Here is a 23,521-nt window from a genome sequence, read left to right as displayed (position 1 = left end):
GGCCCGAAGATAAGGTCTGCAATCAAGTTAGGCAATATGCCTATGAAAAGATCAGCATTTGCACACTATTTGTGCAAATAAGGACCGTGATGGATCCGGGCGCATTGCTTAGGCGGCTCACCGACTTCCGGTGGATGCCGCGTCAATTTTGTCGCACCCTCCGGACCAAGAATGGCACACGAATTGCATTTTAAGTGTGCGGCAGGCCAGCTGCTGACGGCAGACGCATGTCGACGCCGTTCAGTGTTCGGTGATCAAGCAACGAGAGGCTAGAATGACGAAATACAAGCTCGAGTATATCTGGCTCGATGGATATACCCCGGTCCCCAACCTTCGCGGCAAGACGCAGATCAAGGAATTCGCCGAATTCCCTGAACTCGAGCAGCTGCCGCTGTGGGGCTTCGATGGTTCCTCGACCCAGCAGGCCGAAGGGCACAGCTCCGATTGCGTGCTGAAGCCGGTTGCGGTCTATCCGGATCCCGCCCGCACCAACGGCGTGCTGGTCATGTGCGAAGTCATGATGCCCGATGGTGTCACGCCGCATGCCTCAAACAAGCGCGCCACCATCCTCGATGACGAGGGCGCCTGGTTCGGCTTCGAGCAGGAATATTTCTTCTACAAGGACGGTCGCCCGCTCGGCTTCCCCGAGAGCGGCTATCCCGCACCCCAGGGCCCGTACTACACCGGCGTCGGCTATTCCAATGTCGGCTCCGTCGCGCGTCAGATCGTCGAGGAGCATCTCGACCTCTGCCTCGCCGCCGGCATCAACCACGAAGGCATCAACGCCGAAGTGGCCAAAGGCCAATGGGAATTCCAGATTTTCGGCAAGGGCTCCAAGAAGGCCGCCGACCAGATGTGGATGGCCCGCTACCTCCTGCAGCGCCTGACCGAGAAATACGGCATCGACATCGAATACCACTGCAAGCCGCTCGGAGACACCGACTGGAACGGCTCTGGCATGCACGCCAACTTCTCGACCGCCTATATGCGCGAAGTCGGCGGCAAAGCCTATTTCGAAGCGCTGATGGCGGCCTTCGACAAGAACCTGATGGATCACATCGCCGTCTACGGCCCGGACAACGACAAGCGTTTGACCGGCAAGCACGAGACCGCGCCGTGGAACCGGTTCAGCTATGGCATTGCCGACCGTGGCGCCTCGATCCGCGTGCCGCATTCCTTCATCAAGAGCGACTATAAGGGTTATCTGGAAGACCGCCGTCCGAACTCGCAGGGCGACCCCTACCAGATCGCCTCGCAAATCCTGAAGACGATCGCCTCGGTTCCGGCAAGCGCTCAGGTTTCAGCCGCCGCTTAAGTGTTTCGGACTGTATGACAAGAGGGCCCCGGCGTTTCGCGCCGGGGTTCTTTTTTGGCCGTTACCCGGCTGACTGCATTCCCGGTAAAACATACCCAGAAAAAGTCAGGCAGTTCCGGCGGTCGCTAATCGCCCGTGAGTTCCGGCCGCAGCCGTGCGGGTCTGCGGCGATCACTCGCCAGAAAGCCCGGAAAACCGCCTTTTCCAGCCCTTGTCCGGGGCGATGGATCTTCCATAAGCATCTGTTCATACAACGGAATCGGTCATTCGCCACCCGGCTGGCGGCGTTGACAGATCACGCTACGGCATGCGTATTCGCAGGCCTTGGGGTTACGTCACGCAATGCTGTTCGGACGGGCGGGGTTTTCTTGAACGGCGGCATTGGCGTGGGCGCCGGACGAGCGGTCACTGTAGCCTGAGACAGTGCTCCGCTCGCTCCTGGCTCCGAAGTTGGCGACCGAGCCGCCTCCCTTGATCATTTACTGAACACCGCCGAGTTGTGATTGAAGCGACGCGCTCAAGCCGGCCGCTCCGATGGACCGTAGGTCCAAGAATCCGGGCATCCTATGATCGTCGAAGACGAAAGGCGGATACGGCTGTCCATGCGCGGCTGCCGTGCAGGCGAGGCATGCCGGTCGGCTGGCAATTCCTATGGAGCGCAGCAAAAAGCCCTTGAAAGAGGGACGTCTTTCAAGGGCTTGAGCATTATAGCTAATCTTGGACCGAGATTGAATCTCAGACGGAGTAGTACATGTCGTACTCGACCGGATGCGGGGTCATTTCGAAGCGCATCACTTCGGCCATCTTCAGCTCGATATAGCTGTCGATCTGGTCGTCGTCGAAGACGCCGCCGGCTTTCAGGAAGCCGCGGTCCTTGTCGAGGCTCTGCAGGGCTTCACGCAGCGAGCCGCAGACGGTTGGGATCTTCTTCAGCTCCTTCGGCGGCAGGTCGTAGAGATCCTTGTCCATCGGCTGGCCGGGATGGATCTTGTTCTTGATGCCGTCGAGGCCGGCCATCAGCAGCGCTGAGAAGGCGAGGTAGGGGTTCGCGCCCGGATCTGGGAAGCGGACCTCGACGCGCTTGGCCTTCGGCGACGAGCCGAACGGGATACGGCAGGAAGCCGAGCGGTTGCGCGCCGAATAGGCGAGCAGAACCGGCGCTTCGTAACCCGGCACCAGGCGCTTGTAGGAATTGGTCAGCGGGTTGGTGAAGGCGTTGATCGCCTTGGCATGCTTGATGACGCCGCCGATGAAGAACAGGCAGCTTTCCGACAGACCGGCGTATTCATTGCCGGCGAAGGTCGGCTTGCCGTTCTTCCAGATCGACATGTGGACGTGCATGCCCGAGCCGTTGTCGCCGAAGATCGGCTTCGGCATGAAGGTTGCCGTCTTGCCGTAGGCGTTGGCGACCTGGTGGACGACATACTTGTAGATCAGCATCTTGTCGGCGTTGCGCACCAGCGCGTCGAACTTGATGCCGAGTTCGTGCTGAGCCGCCGCCACCTCATGGTGATGCTTTTCGACGCGCACGCCCATCTCGGCGAGCACGGTCAGCATTTCCGAGCGCATATCCTGCGCGCTGTCGATCGGCGGCACCGGGAAGTAGCCGCCCTTGATGCGCGGACGGTGGCCGAGATTGCCGGTCTCATAATCGGTGTCGTCGTTCGACGGCAGTTCCGTGGAGTCGAGCTTGAATCCGGTGTTGTAGGGATCCGCCTTGTACTTCACATCGTCGAACACGAAGAACTCGGCTTCCGGGCCGACAAAGATGGTGTCGCCGATGCCTTCGGCCTTCATGTAGGCCTCGGCCTTCTTGGCCGTACCGCGCGGATCGCGGTTGTAGGATTCACCCGAAACCGGATCGAGGATGTCGCACAGGATGACCATGGTCGACTGCGCGAAAAACGGGTCCATGTGGACCGTTTCCGGATCGGGCATCAGCACCATGTCGGACTCGTTGATGGCCTTCCAGCCGGCAATCGACGAGCCGTCGAACATCACGCCATCGGCGAACATGTCTTCCTCGACCTCGATGACATCCATCGTCACGTGCTGCAGCTTGCCCTTCGGGTCCGTGAAGCGCAGGTCGACGAATTTCACGTCGTTGTCCTTGATCTGCTTCATGATGTCTTTGGCTGTCGTCATGTCATGTATCCCTGTGTGATGACTTTTTTTGATGATGACGTTTTTCGGGAGGATGGCGCGGTCGGTCAGACCGCGTCCATGCCCGTTTCGCCGGTGCGTATACGCACGACTTCCTCGATATTGGAAACGAAGATCTTGCCGTCGCCGATACGACCGGTCTGGGCCGCCTTGCGGATGGCCTCGATCGCACCTTCGACCGCGTCGTCGCCAAGCACGACCTCGATCTTCACCTTGGGCAGGAAGTCGACGACATATTCGGCGCCGCGGTAGAGTTCGGTGTGGCCCTTCTGACGACCGAAGCCTTTTGCTTCGGTGACGGTGATGCCTTGCAGTCCGGCCTCCTGAAGCGCTTCCTTCACTTCGTCGAGCTTGAATGGCTTGATGATCGCTTCGATCTTTTTCATGTAAAAAGTGGCCTCCACTGCCAAAAAAACGGGTTGTGACCCCCCGCTTGCGCCTCCATCAAGCACGAACTGTGCCAATTCAGCGGATTCTAAGCGGTCTCATAAGATTTCAAAGCCGCGCCGCACCGGGATGCAAATTCGCGTCATTCGCTGCACCGGAAGCGGCATGGACTGCCAGAGCCTACACAGCGCCAGCACCCACGTCCGCACAAAAATCGGGCATATTGCCTATCCCCCAGGCAATTTTCTGCCCGCGATGCTTTCGTGCCAACGTTATGGCTGCAGATCTCGGCAACTCCCCCTTGTTTGCTTAGGATCGAAATCGGACAATGCTTGATCGCATGCGGATCGGCAATCCATGAGCAACGAACTTCTTTCCCCGGCCGAAATGAGCGAGGCCGATCGGCTGACGATTGCCGCCGGCCCAGCCGACGGCATCGGCCTGATGCGGCGCGCTGGTGGAGCGGTCGCGGCCGAGGTTCTCAAGCGCTACCCCTCGGCAAAGCACATCCATGTGCTGTGCGGGCCCGGCAACAATGGCGGCGATGGCTATGTCGTTGCCCGCATCCTGGCCGGCAGCGGCGTCAGCACATCGGTCTGGGCATCCGGCGCGCCGAGGCCGAAAAGCGATGCGGCGCTCGCCGCCGCGGAATGCCCGATCAAGCCCCGGCCGCTGTCTGACTTTGACGCCAAGCCTGGCTCGATCGTGATCGACGCGCTCTATGGGGCGGGGCTGTCGAAGCCGCTGTCCGGCGACGCCGCGAAAGCCATCGATACAGTGACAGCCCTGAGCCTGCCCGTGGTCGCGGTCGACCTGCCGTCCGGCGTCTCTGGAAGGAGCGGTGACATATTGGGCAGGGCGTTTCGTGCCGAGGTCACCATCACCTTCGCGCGGAAAAAGCCTGGCCACCTGCTGCTGCCGGGGCGCGGGCAATGCGGTGAGATCGTGCTCGCCGATATCGGCATCGGCGACGGCATCATCGCACAGCTCGCCGTCTCGACTTTCGAGAATGTGCCGGACCTGTGGTTGCAGGATTTTCCGGTGCCGGCGGTGGACGCGCACAAATACAAGCGCGGCCATGTCGGCGTCTTTTCCGGCGGTCCCAGTGCTACGGGCGCGGCGCGGCTGTCGGCGCTGGCCGCCGCCAGAAGCGGGGCAGGGGCGGTCACCGTGCTGTCGCCTGGCAATGCCATGCAGGTGAACGCGATTCACCTGACCTCGATCATGCTGCGCGAGGCGGGCTCGCTCGAGGAGGTGCAGGAATTTCTAACGGTGCGCCATCCCGGGGCGCTGGTGTTCGGACCGGGGCTCGGGCCAAAGCCCAAGGTCGGCGATTTCGCCCTGCAACTGATCAAGGCTTTGGAGGAGGAAGCACGCACATCGGCGGCTGCAAGCTACGCCGGTGCGATGGTGCTCGATGCCGACGCCATCACGTCGCTGGCCCATCAGCCTCAGGCGCTGTTCGAAGCTGCCCGTCAGCCGAATGCGCCTGCCTTGATAGTTACGCCGCATGAGGGCGAATTCGGCCGCCTGTTCCCTGATATCGCCGGGGACAAAACCATGTCGAAATTGGACAAGGCGCGAACGGCCGCCGCGCGGGCCAACGCCGTCATCGTCTACAAGGGCGCCGACACGGTCATAGCAGCGCCCGATGGCAAAGCGGCGATCAACTCCAACGGTGCACCGTGGCTGGCCACAGCCGGGTCAGGCGACGTGCTGTCGGGCATCATTGCCGGTTTGCTGGCGCAAGGCATGCTGCCCTTCGAGGGCACCTGCGCGGCGGTGTGGTTGCATGCCGAAGCCGGCAGCCGGTTCGGACCCGGTCTGATCGCCGAGGACCTGCCGTTGGCACTGGTGCCGGTGTTGCGCGACCTCTTCGACGCGCGCACGGCTGCCCAATGAGCCGCGCGCTCGTTCTGTTGCTTGCCACCCTCATCGCTGTCTTCATGGCGCCGACGGCGCGCGCCGAAGGTCCTGTGACGATCGTCGACGATCCGGCGGTGCTCGCCGCACTCGATGCCACGGGTTTCGGTTTCGCCGATGTTTTGGGGGTCGACGGCGAGGGCGGTCTGAAGACGCTTTACGACGAGGCGCCGGCCTTTCACGCCATCGTCGAAACGGTTGCCTCCGATGTTGCAGCACTTCGTGCCGATATGAAAGCCGGCGGCCGGACGCTCTACGAAGTCACCGACGGCAATGTCGGCCGCATCATGGACATGCGCTGGCTGAAGACCGACGCCGCGCGCTTCCGGCTGGTCGGCGTCATCAACCGGCTCGATCGTCGCGACTTCGCGGTGCTGCAAGGCGACAGGAGCTGCGGCGAGGTGCGCTTCATCTACCGCCTGGCCTACAGCTTTCGCAAAAACGGCAAGCTGCTGGCGTCGCGCCTGCCATTCAATTTCAATGCGGTCTACAGCGCCACCCCCGACGCCGATGGCGGCTGCGTCGGTGTTGCCGGACGCTGGACACCCCAGCTTGACGAGAGCGTCGATGCCGGCTGGCTGACCGGCGGGCCGCTGGAGAGAGCTGGGCTCACCTTCAAGCAGCTGGAGCTCAACGTACAGGTGGTGCGCTTCCCCTCCGGCCAGGAAACCGAGTTCGGTGGCCAGGCCGCCTATCTCATGCGGATATTCGGCATCGATGGCGCCGATATCAGCGAAAAACCGCTGGAGAACACGCCCGACACCGCACGGCTTTCGCAGGATGCGGCGCTGAAGGCACGGCTCGCCGTCTATGTCGGCGCCAATTTGCCGGCGGTTGACGAAGGCGTCTATGAGATTCCCGACGAGTTCCTGGCCAGAAAGATCATCTCATGGTCGACCTTCGGCAGCGCGCGGCAGGCCAATCATCCGTTTACGCAATTGTTCCAGCCTAAGGAATTCGCATCGCTCGATTATTCCACGCTGAAACTGGTGCGCACGCCGGAAGCGCTGGTCGAGCGGCTGGACAATGGCGCCTGCCAAGGTTGCCATCAGGCCGGCTCCACTGCCGGCTTCCATTTCATCGGCCTTGACGACGAGACGACATCGCCGTTGAACCGCATCGAGGTCGGGATTTCGCCGCATCTTCATGCCGAGATCCCGCGCCGCCAGGCCTGGCTGCGCGCTACAGCTGAGGGCAGGGAGCCGAACCGCTTCCGTCCGCTCTCCTTTGCGCCGCCGGCAGCCTGGACGGACGCCGCGGTCGACTACGCGCCGGCCGAGATGGCCATGCCGTGCCTGATGCCGGAAGATGCGGACCGCTTCGGCGCGACCTGGCAATGCGGCGGCGGCACCGTCTGCACGCCGCTGGCCACCGCTTCGGGCGTGCACACGAAACTGGCGCAATGCCTGCTGCCGAAAGACAGCGAAAAACTGTTTTCCGGTCATCCCTGCCTGACCGGCTCGATCGCCAGCAATGCGGCGCAGCCTTTCAACGACCGCTACAGCAAATCGGGCCAGTTCGCGGCCTTCGCCTCGGACATTTCCCGTACCGCCTACACCTGCCGACCGCCAAAGATCGGCGTGCCTGGCGGCATCGCCTATCGCGGCTGCGACGACAAGGACCGCTCCTTCGCGGCCTTCAAAGCCGGCAAGCCGATGCCGAACGAGATTTGCGGGCTGGTCGGCGGCAAGAAATTCGACATCTGCGTGGCCACCAACAATTTCGACCAATGTCTTGGCGGCGCCGTCAATCGCGGCAACCGGCCGGCCTGTTCGGCCGATCATTTCTGCCGCGAGGACTATATGTGCCAGTCGCTGCCGCCGGACACGCCGGGCATCGGCAAAGTGAAAGGCATCGGCTTCTGCTCGCCGACCTATTTCATCTTCCAGATGCGCATCGACAACCACGCAACGCCATGGGGCAGCCCTGTCCGTGCCACGATGGGAGCGGGGTTCGGGGCGGCGGAAGAGGAGTGAGTTGCCGGCGCCTCACAGCGGGATGTTGTCGTGCTTCTTCCAGGGGTTCTGCATGTCCTTGTTGCGCAGCATGCGCAGCGCCCGGGCGATGCGGCGGCGGGTCGAATGCGGCATGATCACCTCATCGACATAGCCGCGCTCGGCGGCGACGAAGGGCGACAGGAAGCGATCCTCGTAAGCCTTTGTATGGGCTGCGATCTTTTCGGCATCACCGATGTCCTTGCGGTAAATGATCTCGACCGCGCCTCTGGCGCCCATCACCGCGATCTGCGCCGTTGGCCAGGCATAGTTCATGTCGCCGCGCAGGTGTTTTGAGGCCATCACGTCATAGGCGCCGCCATAGGCTTTTCTGGTGATGACTGTGATCTTCGGCACGGTGGCCTCGGCATAGGCGAACAGCAGTTTCGCGCCATGCTTGATCAGCCCGCCATATTCCTGCGCTGTACCGGGCAGGAAGCCGGGGACATCGACGAAGGTGACGATCGGAATCGAAAAACAGTCGCAGAAGCGCACGAAGCGCGCCGCCTTGCGGCTGGCGTCCGAATCGAGCACGCCGGCCAGCACCATTGGCTGGTTGGCGACGAAGCCGACCGTGCGGCCCTCGACGCGCCCGAAGCCGGTGACGATGTTCTTGGCGAAATTCTGCTGGATCTCGAAGAAGTCGCCTTCGTCGGCGACCTTCAGGATCAGCTCCTTGATGTCGTAGGGCTTGTTGGCGTTGTCGGGAATCAGCCGGTCGAGCGACAAATCATGGTCGGTGACCGACTGGTAGCATTCGATCTCGGGAAGCTCCGATGTGTTGGAAGCCGGCAGCAGGTCGACCAGCCGGCGCATCTGCAGCAGCGCCTCGACGTCATTGTCATAGGCGCCGTCGGCGATCGACGATTTCGTCGTGTGGACGGAGGCGCCGCCGAGACTCTCGGCGGTCACCGTCTCGTTGGTCACGGTCTTCACCACATCCGGCCCGGTGACGAACATGTAGGAGGTGTCGCGCACCATGAAGATAAAGTCGGTCATGGCAGGCGAATAGACGTCGCCGCCGGCGCAAGGCCCCATGATCACGGAAATCTGCGGAATGACGCCTGAGGCCAGCACGTTGCGCTGAAAGATCTCGGCATAGCCGCCGAGTGCTGCCACGCCTTCCTGGATGCGCGCGCCGCCGGCATCGTAGAGGCCGATGATCGGCGCCCGGTTGCGCAGCGCCATCTCCTGCACCTTGATGACCTTCTCGGCATGCGCTTCCGACAGCGAGCCGCCGAACACGGTGAAATCCTTGGCGAAGAGGTAGACCGGGCGGCCGTTGACGGTGCCCCAGCCGGTGACGACGCCGTCGCCCGCGATCTTGGTCTTTTCCATGCCGAAATCGGTCGAGCGGTGCTCGACATACATGTCGAACTCCTCGAACGAGCCCTCGTCGAGAAACACCTCGATGCGTTCGCGCGCGGTGAGCTTGCCCTTCTTGTGCTGGGCGTCGATGCGCGCTTGGCCGCCGCCCATGCGGGCGATCTCGCGGCGGCGCTCGAGTTCCTTCAGCACGTCCTTCATCGATTACCTCCCAAGCCAGCGGCATTTCGTGGTAATCGTGCCGGCAAGCGAGCGCAAGCGCCGCTTGCTCCGTCGATTTTGCTGCGCTGCAACATGAGCCCCCTTGCATTTGGTGGCGAACTGGGCCATATGCGGCGGCATAGGCGCTTGGGCCGGGACTTATCCGGCCTTCTCGACGAATGAGACTGGTTGCGTCTGTTTTCCCTCTTTCCGGTATATCGGCCCTTTTTCCGGTAAATCACAAAGCGGCGAAAAAGCCCCGTGGCATGATGCCTGCGGGCACGACAGCGCAGCCGAGTGGACGAACCCGTCCGCCCGCCTTGTCGTTTCATGAAAATTTGTTCGACGGCAGGTTGCGCCCTGCCGCCATCGATGTTTGCGGCCAGAAGCCGCGTGAAAGAAGATTATTTTGACCAACGAAAACACTTTGCCCGGTAGCAACACTGCGGAACTCACCGGTTTCGCGGCACTGGGTATTACGGGCGCGCTGCTCAAGGCCACCCACAACGCCGGCTTCACCGAGCCGAAGCCTATCCAGGCGCAGGCTATCCCGCCGCAGATGGAAGGCCGTGACATTTTCGGCATCGCCCAGACCGGCTCCGGCAAGACCGCGGCCTTCGCTCTGCCGATCCTGTCGAAGATCATCGCACTCGGCACCAAGCGCCGGCCGAAGACGGCGCGTGCGCTTATCCTGGCGCCGACGCGCGAACTCGCCGTGCAGATCGAGGATACGATCAAGATCCTCGCCAAGGGCGCGCATGTCTCGACCGCGCTCGTGCTTGGCGGCGTCTCGCGCTTCAGCCAGGTGAAGAAGGTTGCGCCCGGCGTCGATATCCTGATCGCAACGCCCGGCCGGTTGACCGACCTGGTGCGTGAGGGCGACCTCATACTTGCCGACACCAAATGGCTGGTGCTCGACGAGGGCGACCGCATGCTCGACATGGGCTTCATCAACGACGTCAAGCGCATCGCCAAGGCGACCGCGCCCGATCGTCAGACGGTGCTGTTCTCGGCGACCATGCCCAATGAAATCGCCGAACTGGCCAAGGGCCTGCTGAAGAACCCGATCCGCGTCGAAGTCGCGCCGCAAAGCACGGCAGCGGCCGAGATCGTGCAAGGCGTCGTCTTTGCCCGCACCAAGCAGAAGCGCCAGGTGCTGTCGACGATGCTCGCCGATGAGGCGATGAAGTCCGTCATCATCTTCTCGCGCACCAAGCATGGTGCCGACAGGGTGACCAAGGACCTCGAGCGCGATGGCTTCAAGGCCGCCGTCATTCACGGCAACAAGTCGCAGAACGCCCGCCAGAAAGCGCTGAACGATTTCCGCGACGGCTCGGTGCGCATTCTGGTGGCGACCGACATCGCGGCGCGTGGCATCGACGTGCCCGGCATCAGCCATGTCGTGAATTTCGATCTGCCTGATGAAGCCGAGAGCTACGTCCACCGCATCGGCCGTACCGGCCGCAACGGCATGGACGGCATCGCGATCACGCTTTGCGATCCTTCCGAGAACAGCAAGCTGCGCCAGGTCGAGCGCATCATCCGCACCAAGCTGCCGATCGTTGCCGACCATCTCGGCAGCCCCGATCCGCTGCGCAATCCGGCAGAAAAGAACGAGCGCTTCGAGCCGGCCAATGACCGCAACGACCGCAACGACCGCAATGGCCGTCGCGACGGCAGGCGGCCCGGTGGCGAGAACAAGGGCAACGGCTTTGGCAAGAAGCGCTTCGGCGACAAGCCGGCCTTCGCCGGCGAGCGCAAGCCGGACGGCGCCAAGCCGGCCTTCAAGGGCAACAACAAGCGCCGCTTCGGCGGTAAGCGTCCGGCTGCGCGGGCCGCGTAAGCCAGACCGCGCTGCAGTCAGTCAAGCTTCGGCTGGCTGATTGCCGAGACGAAACAAGAAAAGGGCGGCCGAAGCGATGCTTCGGTCGCCCCTTTTCGTCGGCCTACTTCACCACCGCTTCGATCCAGACGGCGATCCTTTGCGCCAGAAACGCCGTGGTCGACGGCGACAGCGCGTCGCCGGCAATGACGTGATTGTCCGGGTCGCCAGTGTCGTCGACCGGAACCAGTTCATGCGGCGCGCCCCAGCGCCCGGCAATCTCGCGGCTGCGGTCGGCCCGCACCACTTTGTCCGAATCAGAAAAGATGAACAAAGCAGGGACGGTCGCCTTCTCCACCGGCGCGCCATAGGCAAGCTCGGTCAGCGCCTGCATCGGCAAGGTTGCTTCGATTGGATAGCGGGTGGTCCAGAATTTTTCATTCAGCGCGTTGCGCGGCACGAAGCTATGTTCCTTGCCGGCGACCAGCCTGGCGATTTGTTTGCCCCACGGCATGGTCAGGATCTCGGCGCCCGAAGTCTTGACGCCGAAGTTCGGGGAGATGAACGCAATCGCCGCCACCCCGTCCGACGCACCGGGCTGCGTTGCCGCCCAGACCGCCAGCGAGCCGCCGGTCGAAGTCGAGATGACGATCACCTTGTCGCCGATCGCCCGGCCGATGGCGAGCGCCTCCTCATAGTCGTTGATCCAGGCATTGATGCTGCCTTGCGTCATCGCCGCGCCATCCTGCCCATGACCGGTAAGCCGTGTGTAGAAGAGATTGGCGTCAAGCTGTTCCGCCACTTCGTCAGGCAGCGGGCGGACCTCGCCCTTCGATGCGGAAAAGCCGTGGATGTAGACGATCGATAGCGGGGTCCTGGCATGCACCAACGGATCGGCCCAGACGATCTCCTTCTCCAGCCCGTCTCGGATTCCGGGGATGGCGGCTTCCGCCTTTGCCACATAGGCCTGCGGATCGTCGCCGATGAGCGAGGGATCGAAACGGATCGTGGTGTCGACGCGAACGCGCGGGCCGAACACGAAGGCCAGTGCGAGAACGGCAATAAGGCCCAGCACAGCAAGCACGATCCGTCGCCCCATCGCAGACTCCACGCGGCACTTGTCTCAACCATGGCGACGGCGGCCCGAAAACGGGGAGCCTGCCAATTTCGCAGGCGTCCTATTCGATCGGCGGCTTGCGGTCGTAATGCAGAGGCCGCGCCTTCCAACTGGTCATCAGGCTGATAAACCCTCTGCACAGCGGCCTCGGCAGCAGGGCGAGCAGTTTCAGCGGCCAGCTTGTCCGGCGCGGGAAATGGACTTCGAAGCCGCCCGATTTGATGCCCCGCGCCATGCGGCGCGACGCACGGCTGACCGGCATCAGTCCCGGCATCGGCAGCATGTTCTTCTCGGTCAGCGGGGTGTCGATGAAGCCAGGATTGAACACCTGGATACGCACGTTCATCTTGTCGAAATCATACTTCAGCGACTCGGCCAGGATGTTGATGGCCGCCTTGGTGCCGCCATAGGCGGCCGTTGTCGGCCAGCCGAAATAGGACGTCACGGAGCCGACCAGCACGACATGGCCGCGCGCCCGCACACGCATGCGTTCGACCGCGGGCACGAGACCGTTGATGATGCCGAAATAATTGACCTCGAAGGACCGGCGAAAGTCGTTGACGACAAGATTCTCCCCCGGCGTCGAAATGTAATTCCCAGCATTGAAGATGGCGAGCACGATGGGACCGAGCTCCTTCTCGATCGCAGCGACGGTCCTTGCCATGCGCGGCTCGTCGGTGACGTCGCAGGGAAAGGCCGTGACGCTGCCCGGCATCTGCGCGGTCTCGACGACAAGCGTGTCGATCGGATCGTCGTCGAGCGCCGTCACCGCGACGGCATAGCCCTGGGAAGCAAGATCCCTGGCCAGGGCACGGCCGATGCCGCTCGATCCGCCCGTGATCCAGGCGACGCCGTGCTTCGGGTTGGCCCGGTAGAGTGTCATGCTGCGCCCTGTCGACTTGTTGGTGCTTTGCTCTAGCGATGAAGAAATCGAATGAAAAGCTGCTTTTCAACGTCAGCCGGAAAATGAGCTGTGGCGCAAGAGGTCGGTTTCGGGAAGCGCTGACGCAACTACAGTACCGCAAATGCGACTGGACCAGACAAATTCTTGCCTTGAAACTGCAGCTTCGGGTTTCTAGGGTTTCGGCGCACCTACACAAGGAATCCTGAATGCCCCGTTCTGTGATCGACGCGATCGGCAACACGCCTTTGATCCGCCTCAACAAAGCTTCGGAACAAACCGGTTGCGAGATCCTGGGCAAGGCCGAATTCATGAATCCGGGCCAGTCGGTCAAGGATCGCGCCGGCCTGTTCATCATCCGCGACGCCGAGCAGCGTGGGCTGCTGAGGCCCGGCGGCGTCGTCGTCGAGGGAACGGCGGGCAACACTGGCATCGGGTTGACGCTGGTCGCCAAGGCGCTCGGCTATCGCACCGTCATCGTCATTCCCGACACACAGAGCCAGGAGAAGAAGGACACGATCAAGCTGCTCGGTGCCGAACTGATCGAAGTGCCTGCCGTGCCCTACAAGAACCCCAACAATTACGTGAAACTGTCGGGGCGGCTGGCCGAGCAACTGGCGCGGACCGAGCCGAACGGCGCCATCTGGGCCAACCAGTTCGACAATGTTGCCAACCGTGACGGCCATATCCGCACCACAGCGGAGGAAATCTGGAGCCAGACCGGCGGCAAGGTCGATGGCTTTGTCTCGGCGGTCGGTTCCGGCGGCACGCTGGCCGGCGTCGCCTTTGGGCTGAAGGCGAAAAGCAAGGATGTGAAGATCGCGCTGGCCGACCCGCTGGGGGCCGCGCTCTACTCCTTCTACACCAGCGGCGAGCTGAAGTCCGAAGGCAGCTCGATCACCGAAGGCATCGGGCAGGGGCGCATCACCGCCAATCTCGAAGGGTTTACGCCGGATTTTTCCTTCCAGATCCCCGATGAGGATGCGCTGCCGATCGTCTTCGACCTGATTCAGGAAGAGGGGCTTTGCGTCGGTGGCTCGACCGGCATCAACATTGCCGGCGCGATCCGCCTGGCCAGGGAATTGGGTCCCGGCCACACCATCGTGACCATTCTTTGTGACTACGGCACGCGCTATCAGTCAAAACTGTTCAACCCGGAATTCCTGCGCGAGAAGCAACTGCCGGTGCCAGGCTGGATGGAGCTGAAGAGCACAATTTCGGTGCCGTTCGAAAAGGTCGCGTGATGGCAAACAGGACGGATGCCCTGTTTCGCGACGACGCCTATCTGCGGACGGCGGATGCGACAGTCGTTGCCGTCAACGACCGCGGCGGCATCATCCTCGACCGGACGATCTTCTACGCCACTTCGGGCGGCCAACCGGGCGATACCGGGTGTCTCGAACGCGCGGACGGCAGCCGCATCGCCATTGCCGCTACCCTCACCGGCGAGACCAAGGACGAGATCATCCATGTGCCGGCGCCTGAGCAAGCGGTGCCACAGGTCGGCGAGACGGTGAGGCTGGCCATCGACTGGGAACGCCGGCATCTCCTGATGCGCATGCATGCGGCTTGCCATTTGCTCACCGTCGTCTGTCCGTTTCCAATCACCGGTGCCGCCGTTTCCGAGGACGACAGCCGTGTCGACTTCGACGCTCCGGATGCCGGCTTCACCAAGGAGGACATCACCGCCGGGCTGATGGAGCTGGTGCGGGCCGATCATCCGATCTTTGTCAGGCTGATCAGTGACGAGGAACTGGCCGCCAATCCCGGCCTGGTGAAATCCAAGAACGTCCGGCCGCCGGCCGGCACCGGCAAGATCCGCCTGGTCTGTATCGGCGACAACGCCTCGGTGGACAGCCAGCCCTGCGGCGGCACCCATGTGAAGAGCACTGGCGAAGTCGGCGAAATCCACATCGGCAAGATCGAGAAGAAGGGCCGTGAAAACCGGCGCTTCCGCATCCGCTTTGGGCCGATGCCGGCAAACTGAACAGACAGTGATCGCCAAAAGGCGAGCAGGAGCACAAAATGGCCGAGGACAGCCCCTTCACCGTCGACGCAGACTGGCTGCAGCAACGTCTCGGCGAGCCGGGCCTGACGATCATCGACGCATCCTGGTATCTCCCGGCGCAGAAGCGCGATGCGCGCGGCGAGTACGATTCGGCCCACATACCGGGCGCACGATTTCTGGATCAGGATGCGGTTTCGGATCCGGATTCGCCCTTGCCGCATACGCTGCCGTCACCGCAGCATTTTGCCCAGTATGTCGGCGCCATGGGCGTTTCGGCCGATGACACCATCGTCGTCTACGATGGTCCGGGTTTCTTCTCGGCGCCCCGGGCGTGGTGGATGTTCAGGGTCATGGGCGTCTTCCAGACCTATATTCTGGATGGCGGCTTCGATGGCTGGAAAGCCGCCGGCAGACCGGTGACGGCTGAGCCGACGAAGATCGCGCCAAGCGTGTTTCATGCCGATTTCGACTCCGGGCGCGTCGCCAGCCTCGCCGACATGCGCCGGATCGTCGACACCAGGGCAAGCCAGATCGCCGACGCCCGGGGGCCGGGCCGCTTTACCGGCACTGAACCTGAGCCGCGCGCGGGTATCCGCTCCGGCCATATGCCTGGCGCGCGCAATCTGCCCTATTCGGCGCTGTCGGAAAATGGCGAGCTGCTGTCGAAGGACCGCCTGCGCAAGGCGATCGAGGAGGCCGGCATCGATCTGTCGAAACCTGTCGTCACCTCATGCGGCTCCGGCATTACCGCAGCGGTGGTGACGCTGGCGCTGGAAACACTTGGCCATACCAACAACAGGCTTTACGACGGCTCCTGGACGGAGTGGGGCGGGCTTTCCGACACGCCTGTCGTGACCGGCCCCGTTGTGATCGGCAAGGAATGAAGACGATGGAAAACGGCGCGCTGGAAGATATTGACGTCACGGTGACGTTTCTCGAGATGCATGTGCCGCCGGCCTATTCGCCGCCGGTGCCCTACAACCGTCAGATCGCGCTGCTGAAGACCAAGGACATTCCGCTGCATTTCTACCGCTATCTGATGGACCGGGTGGGGCGCAAATGGCACTGGGTCAATGTGCTGAGGCTGGATGACGACGAGCTTGCCGCCGGCATTCATCGCGAGGATCGCGACATCAGGGTCCTTTATCTCGACGGCGCACCCGCCGGCTTCTTCGATCTCAAGCCGCATCTGCCGGAAGAAGTCGAGCTCGCCTATTTCGGCATGATGGAACATGCGACGGGACAAGGCATCGGCCGCTGGTTCCTGGGCTCCGCGATCGCTGCCGCATGGTCGCATGGGCCGAAGCGGGTGACGGTGCAGACCTGCACGCTCGATCATCCGGCGGCTCTGCCGCTCTACCAGAAGCTCGGCTTTGCACCGGTGGCGCAAAAGAAGGAAATCGTGCATCCGCTGCCTTTCGCCGAGCGCGCGGCCAGCGTCATGCGGCCCTAGCCGGAAGCTGACACCAGCTCGAATCTGAACCTGTCGTTCATCGGCCCTTCAGGCTGCTTTTGGCATGTTGCCCGCACCATCAATGCGGCCAAGGCCGAAGGAGACGAAGACATGCTGACCCGCCGTACACTTGCCGCCGCGCTGATCGCGGCGATTGCCATGCCAAGCCTGGCCGCAGCCCAGGCGACAACGCCTTCGGCCGCGACGATCGGGCGGAAGCTCGAGGCGGCACCGCGTGTGAAATTGCGGCCGAACGAGCGCGTCACCATCCGGGAATTCAAGCGGCGCCCGGATTTGCGCCGCATGGCCCGCTCGATCGATATCCAGTCGATCAACTTCGCCTTCGGTTCGGCGGCTATTGCCAACTCGCAATACGACAAGATCGAGACTATTGCCGACGCGCTGCGGCGAATCCTGCGCCGCGATCCCGGCGCCCGCGTGCTGATCGAAGGCCATACCGACGCCGTCGGCTCCTTCCAGTCGAACCAGGCCCTGTCCGAACAACGCGCCGCTTCGCTCAAGCGCACATTGGTGCGCGAATTTAGGGTGCCCGGCCATGCACTGGAAACCGTTGGTTACGGCGAGGAGTTTTTGCTGGTGCAGACGCAGAACGAAAACTGGCAGAATCGCCGGGTGACGCTGCGCCGCTTCGACGATTTCATCCGTTGAGTCGCAGCTCCGAATTTTAATTAGCCGGCGCCTTTGACAGGAATCTGATGAGAGCCGATCGCCGAGGGGCGATCGGCTTTTCGACATTTGGCAGGAATCGGGTGGGCGGCGAGGGTTCAAGGACATAATTTCCAATCACGACACCGGAGATTTTTCCATGACCATCCAGTTCAAAGCTTTGCCGACCGAAGCTGTCAGGACGCTGCAGCGTGGTGGCGTCGATGCCTATGGCCAAACGCCCGAGCGAAAGGTCTCAGATGGTGACGGCATGCCTTGCCGGCATTGTTTGAAGAACATAGGAGCCGGCGATGCCTATCTTGTTCTGGCATACAGGCCATTCCCGCAACTTCAGCCCTATGCCGAAACCGGGCCGATCTTCCTGCATGCCGAGGAATGCGACGGCGCTGCCGAGGGCGAGGCGCTGCCCGAGATTCTCGACAGCCCCGACTACATCGTGCGCGGCTATGGCAGGGATGATCGTATCGTCTATGGCAGCGGCGGCGTGGTCCCGACCGGAGACATCACCGGGCGGGCCAAGACCTTGTTGGAACGCGACGAGATCGCCTACGTCCATGTCCGCTCGGCGCGCAACAATTGCTACCAGTGCCGCATCGAGCGCGCTTGAGGCTGAGATTAGCCGCTGGACACAGCTGTCGTACTCCCGTCGCATAGTCGCGATAGAAAGCCATTGTCGATCGATTTGCCGACCGCGGATGAACCGGCGGCAAATCTCGACATCGAGGAAGCGGGGCTTTGGCTCCGCTTTTTTGTTGCCTGCGTTTGGAGCAGACGTATTCCACGCAAGAAAAAGCCCGCCGGCATGGCCGACGGGCTGCAACTGTTTGGCTGGAGGGCCTTTTAGTTGAACTTGTACTTCGCGCCGAGGCGCACGGTGTGGAAAGAGGAAGTCGAGGTAAGGGTGTCGTCAGGTGCGCCGAATTCCGAAGAAAAGTCCTTCTTGGCGAACTGCGAATAGCGATATTCGAGGCCAACGGTGACATTGCTGGACAGAGCCGTTTCCAGTCCGCCACCGACCGAGAAGCCGCTGGAGCCCCAGTCGAGGATGTCGCCGATCGGGTCGGAAGCGTTCAGGTCGAAATGCTGCCAGCTATAGCCGGCAAGCGCATAGGCAAGGGTCGATTCGTTCATCTTCATGCCAACGCGGCCCAACACATCGAACCCATAGTCGGTATCGACGTTGATCGATCCGCCGCCGAGATCCAGCTTGGAAGTCATGCCGGAGTAGCGTGCATCGACCATGACGCCTGCGACCCAGCTGCCGAAGTCATGATCGTAGCCGACGTTCAGTTCACCAAAGGCACCTTCGCCACCGAGACCATTGAATTCCAGGTCGCCGAGCGGCGGAACGTTGATCTGGTGCACGGACGCACCGGCACCACCAGCGCCGCCGATATAGAAGCCGGTCCAGTTGTAGGCTGGTGTCTCGAAGGCAGCACCGCCGCCGTTCTGGGCACCGAAACGGTAATTGGCTGCGATCTGGAAAGTATGGCGCGAGGTGTCAAGATTCAGGAGACCGTCCGGAACCCCGACGATGCCAGCCTCGGAAAGAAGATCGTCCTTGGTCCCGAAGCCCGTATAGCGATACTCAGTCTTGATCGTCCAATTGCTGTTGATGGCCGTTTCGATGCCACCTCCGACAAAATACCCGCTCTGATCCCAATCAAAGTCGAAGCCAGCGTTCGTATCGAGCTTGTACTTCTGCCAGGAATAGCCACCCAGCACGTATCCCAGAGTGTTTGGCGTCAAGAGGTAGCCGAGACGCAGGCCAGCGTCGAAACCGTAGGTTTCCTTGATCGAAGCGTCGAATCCCGTAATGTCCAGCGTGGTCCCGATGTTGCCGACGTGAGCGTCCAGCAGACCTCCGATGAGGAACCGCGGCGCGACCATATAGTCATAGCCAACCGTCAGCTCACCGTAGACGCCTTCGCCACCAATGCCGTTCAGCGAGACTGGAATAAAATCGCTGCTGAGCTTGTGTACGTTGGCACCGGCGCCGACGCCAAAACCAACGTATAGACCGCTCCAGTTAAAGCCGGCAGCTTCTTCTACCGGCTGCACGACGTCTGCTGCGTGAGCAGCAGATATCAAAGCCACAGCAGAAACAGCACCAAGAAGAAAAGATTTCGCGGATGTGCGAATGAACATATGCCCGTACCCCATGAGTAAACCCAGAATGTCTCTAGCAGGGAACCGGCCGGCACGGGAATGACAAATATGCAACAATGATGAGCAAAGTGCCGTTGCGTCACATCTTTCGGCGCCATGCTTTGCCTGAAAAACAGGCTCGCAAGAAAAAACCCGCCGGCATGGAACCGGCGGGCTGGATTGAAAGGAGCTGTTTTTCGCGAAAATCAGGCGGCGAGTACCGCTTTCGGCTCGACCAGTTCGTAGCCGAGCGCCTCGGCGACTGCGCGGTTGGTGATCTTGCCCTTATGGACATTGAGGCCGTTGCGCAGGTGATGATCGTCGACCAGCGCCTTGAGGCCCTTGTCGGCGAGCTGCAGGCCGTAGTGAAGCGTCGCGTTGTTGAGCGCGTGAGCCGACGTGACCGGCACGGCACCCGGCATGTTGGCGACGCAATAGTGGATGACGCCGTCGACCTCATAGGTCGGGTCGGCATGAGTGGTGGCGTGCGAGGTCTCGAAGCAGCCGCCCTGGTCGATGGCGACATCGACCAGCACCGAGCCTTTCTTCATGCCCGACAGCATTTCGCGCGAAACCAGTTTTGGCGCCGCGGCACCCGGGATCAGCACCGCGCCGACGACGATGTCGGCTGAAAAACACTCTTCTTCCAGCGCCTCGACAGTCGAGTAACGAGTGTGGACGCGGCCGGCGAAGAGATCGTCGAGCTGGCGCAGGCGCGGGATCGAGCGGTCGATGATGGTGACGTCGGCGCCAAGGCCCGCCGCCATCCTGGCCGCGTGCAGGCCGACGACGCCACCGCCGAGAACGGTGACCTTGCCGGGCAGCACGCCGGGCACGCCGCCGAGCAGCACGCCGCGGCCGCCATTGGCCTTCTGCAGCGCCGTGGCGCCGGCCTGGATCGACAGGCGTCCGGCAACTTCCGACATCGGCGCCAGCAGCGGCAGGCCGCCACGGTCGTCGGTCACGGTCTCGTAGGCGATTGCCGTAACGCCGGACGCAAGCAGGCCCTTGGTCTGCTCCGGATCCGGAGCAAGGTGGAGGTAGGTATACAGGATCTGGCCTTCGCGAAGCTGCGCCCATTCGCTGGGCTGGGGCTCCTTGACCTTGACGATCATGTCCGACCTGGCGAACACCTCGGCGGCCGTCTTGGCAATCGTGGCGCCGGCGGCGCGATAGGCGTTGTCATCGGCGCCGATGCCCGCACCGGCCCCGGTCTCGACCAGCACTTCGTGGCCATGGGCGACATATTCGCGGACCGAGCCGGGGGTGAGGCCGACGCGGTATTCGTGGTTCTTGATTTCCTTGGGGCAGCCGACGCGCATTTTCTTCTCCTGATCCGGCCCTTTTGGGCTCGTTCCCTGTATGGCTGGAGTGAACCACGAATCGTTGCGCAGGTGTTTGCGAATGCGCTTGCGCCCACCGGCCGGTTTCGATAATCGTTGCGCGAAACAGCAAGATATTCGCAGGATTCACGAATAATGCCGCTCGACAGGATCGATATCGCCATTCTCGAAGCTTTGCAGAAGGATGGCAGGATACCCAATGCGGCGCTGGCCGAGAAGGTCGGCCTGTCGCAGTCGGCCTGTTCGCGCCGGCTCGACAATCTGGAGAAATCCGGAACCATTCGCGGCTACCACGCCCGGCTTTCCAATGCGGCACTTGGCCACCAGATGACGGCGATCGTGCACATATCGCTGTCGGGGCAGTTCGAGAAGACGCTGTCGGATTTCGAGGCGGCGATCAAGCGCTGCCCGAACGTGCTGTCCTGTCACCTGATGTCGGGCGAATACGACTACATCTTGCGGATCGCGGCGAAGGATCTCGTCGACTATGAGCGCATCCACAAGGAATGGCTGTCGGCGATGCCGCATGTGACCAAGATCAATTCGTCCTTTGCGCTACGCGAAATCGTCGACAGGACCGCCATGGGCATGAAGCCGGAAATGGCCTAGGCCTCCGTTACCACCCGATCCATCGGAATGTCGTGCGGCTGCGGGTAGATGGTCGCGATGCGCTGCAGCTCGTAGCCGACGCCGATGACCAGTGGCTTGAACGGCATCGCTGCCAGCGTACGGTCGAAGAAACCGCCGCCATAACCCAGGCGGTAGTTCAGGGGATCGATGCCGACGATCGGCGAGATGACGATGTCCGGCAGCACCGGATCGCCCTCGGCCGGGATCGGGATGTTCCAGACACCTTTCTCCAGCCGGTCGCCTGCTTTGTAGGCGCGGAAGATCAGCGGCTGCCCCTTCTCGATGACGATGGGCAGGGCGGTGCGGCCGCCGCGTTCGTTTATGGACGCCATCCAAGGCCGCAAATCCGGCTCGCCGCGAAACGGCCAGTAGAGACTGACCATGCGGCCGGCGATCTCGCCGATTACCGCGTCGAGGCCATCGGCGATGCGTTGCGACATTACCGTTCGCGCGTCGGCCGAAACAGCAAGACGCGCGGCGATCAGGCGTTCGCGCTCAGCCTTGCGCCAGCGTCTCACATCGGTCCAGTCGCTCGAAGGCGCACGGAATTCCGTATCGAGTTCGTGCATGAAACAGGGCGGCGAAGAATACTGCGCCGGAGCATCGTCGTCACGATCGTTGGCCATGCCTCACCTCATCGCGTGTTCGATGACGCTATACCTCGCGATACGATACAACATGTGCATTCACGACATGCAACGACGAGTCTCGGGCACTGGCCATCTGTTGTTGCATTGCACAAAAATACCTACATGCAGGACAGGCAATCTTGCTATCAAGGTGAACGGAATGAACGAAGCCAGGCATCATGTCGTCGTTGTCGGCGCGGGTTTCGGCGGTCTTGAGTTCACCCGTGCGCTTGCCGGCGCTCCCGTGCGCATCACCATGATCGACAAGCGCAACCATCACCTCTTCCAGCCGCTGCTCTACCAGGTGGCGACGACGGCGCTGGCCACCTCCGAGGTTGCCTGGCCGATCCGCCACCTCCTGCGCAAGCGCAAGGATGTGACGACGCTGCTCGCCAATGTCACCGGTGTCGACCGCGCCGGCAAGCGCGTGCTGCTCGACGACGGCAGCGCGGTCGCCTACGACACGCTGCTGCTCGCCACCGGTGCCCGCCACGCCTATTTCGGCCATGACGAATGGGAGCCGTTCGCGCCTGGCCTGAAGACGCTGGAGGACGCCACCACCATTCGGCGGCGAATTCTCCTGGCCTTCGAACAGGCCGAGCGGGAGGCTGATCCCGCCAAGCGCCAGGCGCTGCTGACAATTGCGATCGTCGGTGGCGGGCCGACCGGGGTCGAGCTTGCCGGCACCATCGTCGAGCTGGCGCATGACACGTTGCGCGGCGAGTTCCGCAACATCGACACGCGGCAGACGCGCGTGGTGCTGATCGAGGCCGGCGACCGCATTCTGGCCAATTTCGCACCGAAACTTTCCGACTACGCCAACAAAGCGCTCGAGCGGCTCGGCGTGACGGTCGAGCTCGGGCGGGCCGTCACGCGCTGCGACGCAGAAGGTGTCGTGTTTGGCGATAAGCAACTGGCCGCCCGAACGATCCTGTGGGCAGCCGGCGTTGCCGCTTCGCCAGCCGCTGAATGGCTGGGAGCGAAGGCGGACCGCGCGGGCAGGGCGCTGGTCGAGCCCGATCTAAGTGTGCGTGGCAGCCCGGAGATCTTCGTCATCGGCGACGCCGCTCATGTGCTGCGGCCAGACGGGCGGCCGGTTCCCGGCGTGGCGCCTTCCGCCAAGCAGGAGGGCCGACATGTTGCGGCTACCATCAAGGCCAGGCTCGGCGGCGACACGACCGCGCGTCCTTTCCACTACAGGCATGCCGGCGATCTGGCGACGATCGGCAAACGCGCCGCCGCCATCGATTTCGGCTGGATCAAGCTCACCGGCTGGCTCGCCTGGTGGCTGTGGGGAGTGGCCCACATCTATTTCCTGATCGGCTTTCGCAACCGGCTTGCTGTTTCGCTGAGCTGGCTATGGATCTACGCGACGGGGCAACGCAGCGCGCGGCTGATCACCCAGGGCGACGACGACAAGGGCTGATTTCTTCACCGGCACCGTTCATCCGCACGTCATCTGTTGCTGGTCGAC

At 62.4% G+C, this 23,521-nt stretch carries 21 protein-coding genes; 13 read left to right on the top strand and 8 right to left on the bottom strand.

What is annotated here, in order from left to right; genetic code table 11:
- The first annotated feature begins 274 nt into the window (after nt 1-274).
- Nucleotides 275-1,315, top strand: a complete 1,041-nt coding sequence (locus AC0L2D_RS28925) for a glutamine synthetase beta-grasp domain-containing protein (RefSeq protein WP_013531450.1) — start codon at nt 275-277, stop codon at nt 1,313-1,315.
- A 735-nt stretch (nt 1,316-2,050) separates the two neighbouring features.
- On the opposite strand, the gene glnA is transcribed toward AC0L2D_RS28925, so the two are convergent.
- Together glnA and AC0L2D_RS28915 are read right to left on the bottom strand one after the other, a co-directional pair.
- A complete protein-coding gene (glnA, locus tag AC0L2D_RS28920) occupies nt 2,051-3,460 on the bottom strand; it encodes a type I glutamate--ammonia ligase (RefSeq protein WP_013531452.1) in 1,410 nt (469 codons plus the stop codon).
- 65 nt (nt 3,461-3,525) lie between these two features.
- Nucleotides 3,526-3,864, bottom strand: a complete 339-nt coding sequence (locus AC0L2D_RS28915; RefSeq protein WP_006205430.1) for a P-II family nitrogen regulator — start codon at nt 3,862-3,864, stop codon at nt 3,526-3,528.
- A 358-nt stretch (nt 3,865-4,222) separates the two neighbouring features.
- Between AC0L2D_RS28915 and AC0L2D_RS28910 the strand changes: the two genes are divergently transcribed.
- Nucleotides 4,223-5,767 (top strand): NAD(P)H-hydrate dehydratase, encoded by a 1,545-nt coding sequence (locus AC0L2D_RS28910; protein ID WP_473543620.1) that lies wholly within the window; start codon nt 4,223-4,225, stop codon nt 5,765-5,767.
- Entirely contained in the window at nt 5,764-7,764 is a 2,001-nt protein-coding gene (locus tag AC0L2D_RS28905; protein ID WP_473543618.1) for a hypothetical protein, read from the top strand. Before AC0L2D_RS28910 ends, AC0L2D_RS28905 begins: the two co-directional genes overlap by 4 nt.
- 12 nt (nt 7,765-7,776) lie before the next feature.
- On the opposite strand, the gene AC0L2D_RS28900 is transcribed toward AC0L2D_RS28905, so the two are convergent.
- Entirely contained in the window at nt 7,777-9,309 is a 1,533-nt protein-coding gene (locus tag AC0L2D_RS28900; protein WP_013531455.1) for an acyl-CoA carboxylase subunit beta, read from the bottom strand.
- A 409-nt stretch (nt 9,310-9,718) separates the two neighbouring features.
- Between AC0L2D_RS28900 and AC0L2D_RS28895 the strand changes: the two genes are divergently transcribed.
- Nucleotides 9,719-11,152 carry a DEAD/DEAH box helicase gene (locus AC0L2D_RS28895; protein ID WP_064994177.1) on the top strand — a complete coding sequence of 478 codons (1,434 nt, stop codon included), beginning with the start codon at nt 9,719-9,721 and terminating at the stop codon, nt 11,150-11,152.
- A gap of 103 nt (nt 11,153-11,255) precedes the next feature.
- On the opposite strand, the gene AC0L2D_RS28890 is transcribed toward AC0L2D_RS28895, so the two are convergent.
- Nucleotides 11,256-12,230 (bottom strand): alpha/beta hydrolase, encoded by a 975-nt coding sequence (locus AC0L2D_RS28890; RefSeq protein WP_063168060.1) that lies wholly within the window; start codon nt 12,228-12,230, stop codon nt 11,256-11,258.
- A 79-nt stretch (nt 12,231-12,309) separates the two neighbouring features.
- The gene (locus AC0L2D_RS28885) at nt 12,310-13,131 is read right to left on the bottom strand and encodes an SDR family oxidoreductase (protein ID WP_024505081.1); all 822 of its coding nucleotides are present in this window, start codon (nt 13,129-13,131) and stop codon (nt 12,310-12,312) included.
- Between the two features lie 227 nt (nt 13,132-13,358).
- Between AC0L2D_RS28885 and AC0L2D_RS28880 the strand changes: the two genes are divergently transcribed.
- The 7 genes from AC0L2D_RS28880 to AC0L2D_RS28850 all read left to right on the top strand — a co-directional run bounded on the left by AC0L2D_RS28880 (nt 13,359) and on the right by AC0L2D_RS28850 (nt 18,141).
- Nucleotides 13,359-14,393: a cysteine synthase A gene (locus AC0L2D_RS28880; RefSeq protein ID WP_064994176.1), complete on the top strand. Its 1,035-nt coding sequence runs from the start codon at nt 13,359-13,361 to the stop codon at nt 14,391-14,393.
- Nucleotides 14,393-15,136 (top strand): alanyl-tRNA editing protein, encoded by a 744-nt coding sequence (locus AC0L2D_RS28875; RefSeq protein WP_064994175.1) that lies wholly within the window; start codon nt 14,393-14,395, stop codon nt 15,134-15,136. Before AC0L2D_RS28880 ends, AC0L2D_RS28875 begins: the two co-directional genes overlap by 1 nt.
- A 38-nt stretch (nt 15,137-15,174) precedes the next feature.
- Nucleotides 15,175-16,041: a 3-mercaptopyruvate sulfurtransferase gene (gene sseA, locus AC0L2D_RS28870; protein WP_473543615.1), complete on the top strand. Its 867-nt coding sequence runs from the start codon at nt 15,175-15,177 to the stop codon at nt 16,039-16,041.
- Between the two features lie 5 nt (nt 16,042-16,046).
- Nucleotides 16,047-16,610 (top strand): GNAT family N-acetyltransferase, encoded by a 564-nt coding sequence (locus tag AC0L2D_RS28865; protein WP_013531462.1) that lies wholly within the window; start codon nt 16,047-16,049, stop codon nt 16,608-16,610.
- Nucleotides 16,611-16,721: 111 nt separating this feature from the next.
- Nucleotides 16,722-17,279 carry an OmpA family protein gene (locus AC0L2D_RS28860; protein ID WP_473543613.1) on the top strand — a complete coding sequence of 186 codons (558 nt, stop codon included), beginning with the start codon at nt 16,722-16,724 and terminating at the stop codon, nt 17,277-17,279.
- A gap of 157 nt (nt 17,280-17,436) precedes the next feature.
- On the top strand, nt 17,437-17,904 hold the full coding sequence (locus tag AC0L2D_RS28855) for a DUF1203 domain-containing protein (protein ID WP_013531464.1): 468 nt from the start codon (nt 17,437-17,439) through the stop codon (nt 17,902-17,904).
- Nucleotides 17,905-17,967: 63 nt separating this feature from the next.
- Entirely contained in the window at nt 17,968-18,141 is a 174-nt protein-coding gene (locus AC0L2D_RS28850) for a hypothetical protein (RefSeq protein ID WP_473543611.1), read from the top strand.
- Here AC0L2D_RS28850 and AC0L2D_RS28845 read toward each other — a convergent pair.
- Both AC0L2D_RS28845 and ald read right to left on the bottom strand, forming a co-directional pair.
- Nucleotides 18,138-19,445 (bottom strand): outer membrane protein, encoded by a 1,308-nt coding sequence (locus tag AC0L2D_RS28845; RefSeq protein ID WP_063168057.1) that lies wholly within the window; start codon nt 19,443-19,445, stop codon nt 18,138-18,140. The two genes, AC0L2D_RS28850 and AC0L2D_RS28845, sit on opposite strands and share 4 nt — an antisense overlap.
- Before the next feature lie 206 nt (nt 19,446-19,651).
- The gene (ald, locus tag AC0L2D_RS28840) at nt 19,652-20,767 is read right to left on the bottom strand and encodes an alanine dehydrogenase (protein WP_063172194.1); all 1,116 of its coding nucleotides are present in this window, start codon (nt 20,765-20,767) and stop codon (nt 19,652-19,654) included.
- Between the two features lie 156 nt (nt 20,768-20,923).
- Between ald and AC0L2D_RS28835 the strand changes: the two genes are divergently transcribed.
- The gene (locus tag AC0L2D_RS28835) at nt 20,924-21,397 is read left to right on the top strand and encodes an Lrp/AsnC family transcriptional regulator (protein ID WP_013531467.1); all 474 of its coding nucleotides are present in this window, start codon (nt 20,924-20,926) and stop codon (nt 21,395-21,397) included.
- Here the strand turns inward: AC0L2D_RS28835 and AC0L2D_RS28830 are convergent.
- On the bottom strand, nt 21,394-22,044 hold the full coding sequence (locus tag AC0L2D_RS28830) for a 5-formyltetrahydrofolate cyclo-ligase (RefSeq protein ID WP_084015898.1): 651 nt from the start codon (nt 22,042-22,044) through the stop codon (nt 21,394-21,396). The two genes, AC0L2D_RS28835 and AC0L2D_RS28830, sit on opposite strands and share 4 nt — an antisense overlap.
- Nucleotides 22,045-22,207: 163 nt before the next feature.
- Between AC0L2D_RS28830 and AC0L2D_RS28825 the strand changes: the two genes are divergently transcribed.
- Nucleotides 22,208-23,473, top strand: a complete 1,266-nt coding sequence (locus tag AC0L2D_RS28825; RefSeq protein ID WP_473543608.1) for an NAD(P)/FAD-dependent oxidoreductase — start codon at nt 22,208-22,210, stop codon at nt 23,471-23,473.
- Nucleotides 23,474-23,521 lie beyond the last annotated feature (48 nt).

This window comes from Mesorhizobium sp. WSM4833 (assembly GCF_055811095.1).
Note: the sequence above shows the minus strand (reverse complement) of the source record. Positions and strands in the feature narration are given on the sequence as shown.

Excerpts from the sequence above, each read along its gene's own strand:
- AC0L2D_RS28925 (WP_013531450.1), top strand. The coding sequence starts at position 275 with ATGACGAAATACAAGCTCGAGTATATCTGGCTCGATGGATATACCCCG.
- glnA (WP_013531452.1), bottom strand. The coding sequence starts at position 3,460 with ATGACGACAGCCAAAGACATCATGAAGCAGATCAAGGACAACGACGTG.
- AC0L2D_RS28915 (WP_006205430.1), bottom strand. The coding sequence starts at position 3,864 with ATGAAAAAGATCGAAGCGATCATCAAGCCATTCAAGCTCGACGAAGTG.
- AC0L2D_RS28910 (WP_473543620.1), top strand. The coding sequence starts at position 4,223 with ATGAGCAACGAACTTCTTTCCCCGGCCGAAATGAGCGAGGCCGATCGG.
- AC0L2D_RS28905 (WP_473543618.1), top strand. The coding sequence starts at position 5,764 with ATGAGCCGCGCGCTCGTTCTGTTGCTTGCCACCCTCATCGCTGTCTTC.
- AC0L2D_RS28900 (WP_013531455.1), bottom strand. The coding sequence starts at position 9,309 with ATGAAGGACGTGCTGAAGGAACTCGAGCGCCGCCGCGAGATCGCCCGC.
- AC0L2D_RS28890 (WP_063168060.1), bottom strand. The coding sequence starts at position 12,230 with ATGGGGCGACGGATCGTGCTTGCTGTGCTGGGCCTTATTGCCGTTCTC.
- AC0L2D_RS28885 (WP_024505081.1), bottom strand. The coding sequence starts at position 13,131 with ATGACACTCTACCGGGCCAACCCGAAGCACGGCGTCGCCTGGATCACG.
- AC0L2D_RS28880 (WP_064994176.1), top strand. The coding sequence starts at position 13,359 with ATGCCCCGTTCTGTGATCGACGCGATCGGCAACACGCCTTTGATCCGC.
- AC0L2D_RS28875 (WP_064994175.1), top strand. The coding sequence starts at position 14,393 with ATGGCAAACAGGACGGATGCCCTGTTTCGCGACGACGCCTATCTGCGG.
- sseA (WP_473543615.1), top strand. The coding sequence starts at position 15,175 with ATGGCCGAGGACAGCCCCTTCACCGTCGACGCAGACTGGCTGCAGCAA.
- AC0L2D_RS28865 (WP_013531462.1), top strand. The coding sequence starts at position 16,047 with ATGGAAAACGGCGCGCTGGAAGATATTGACGTCACGGTGACGTTTCTC.
- AC0L2D_RS28860 (WP_473543613.1), top strand. The coding sequence starts at position 16,722 with ATGCTGACCCGCCGTACACTTGCCGCCGCGCTGATCGCGGCGATTGCC.
- AC0L2D_RS28855 (WP_013531464.1), top strand. The coding sequence starts at position 17,437 with ATGACCATCCAGTTCAAAGCTTTGCCGACCGAAGCTGTCAGGACGCTG.
- AC0L2D_RS28845 (WP_063168057.1), bottom strand. The coding sequence starts at position 19,445 with ATGTTCATTCGCACATCCGCGAAATCTTTTCTTCTTGGTGCTGTTTCT.
- ald (WP_063172194.1), bottom strand. The coding sequence starts at position 20,767 with ATGCGCGTCGGCTGCCCCAAGGAAATCAAGAACCACGAATACCGCGTC.
- AC0L2D_RS28835 (WP_013531467.1), top strand. The coding sequence starts at position 20,924 with ATGCCGCTCGACAGGATCGATATCGCCATTCTCGAAGCTTTGCAGAAG.
- AC0L2D_RS28830 (WP_084015898.1), bottom strand. The coding sequence starts at position 22,044 with ATGGCCAACGATCGTGACGACGATGCTCCGGCGCAGTATTCTTCGCCG.
- AC0L2D_RS28825 (WP_473543608.1), top strand. The coding sequence starts at position 22,208 with ATGAACGAAGCCAGGCATCATGTCGTCGTTGTCGGCGCGGGTTTCGGC.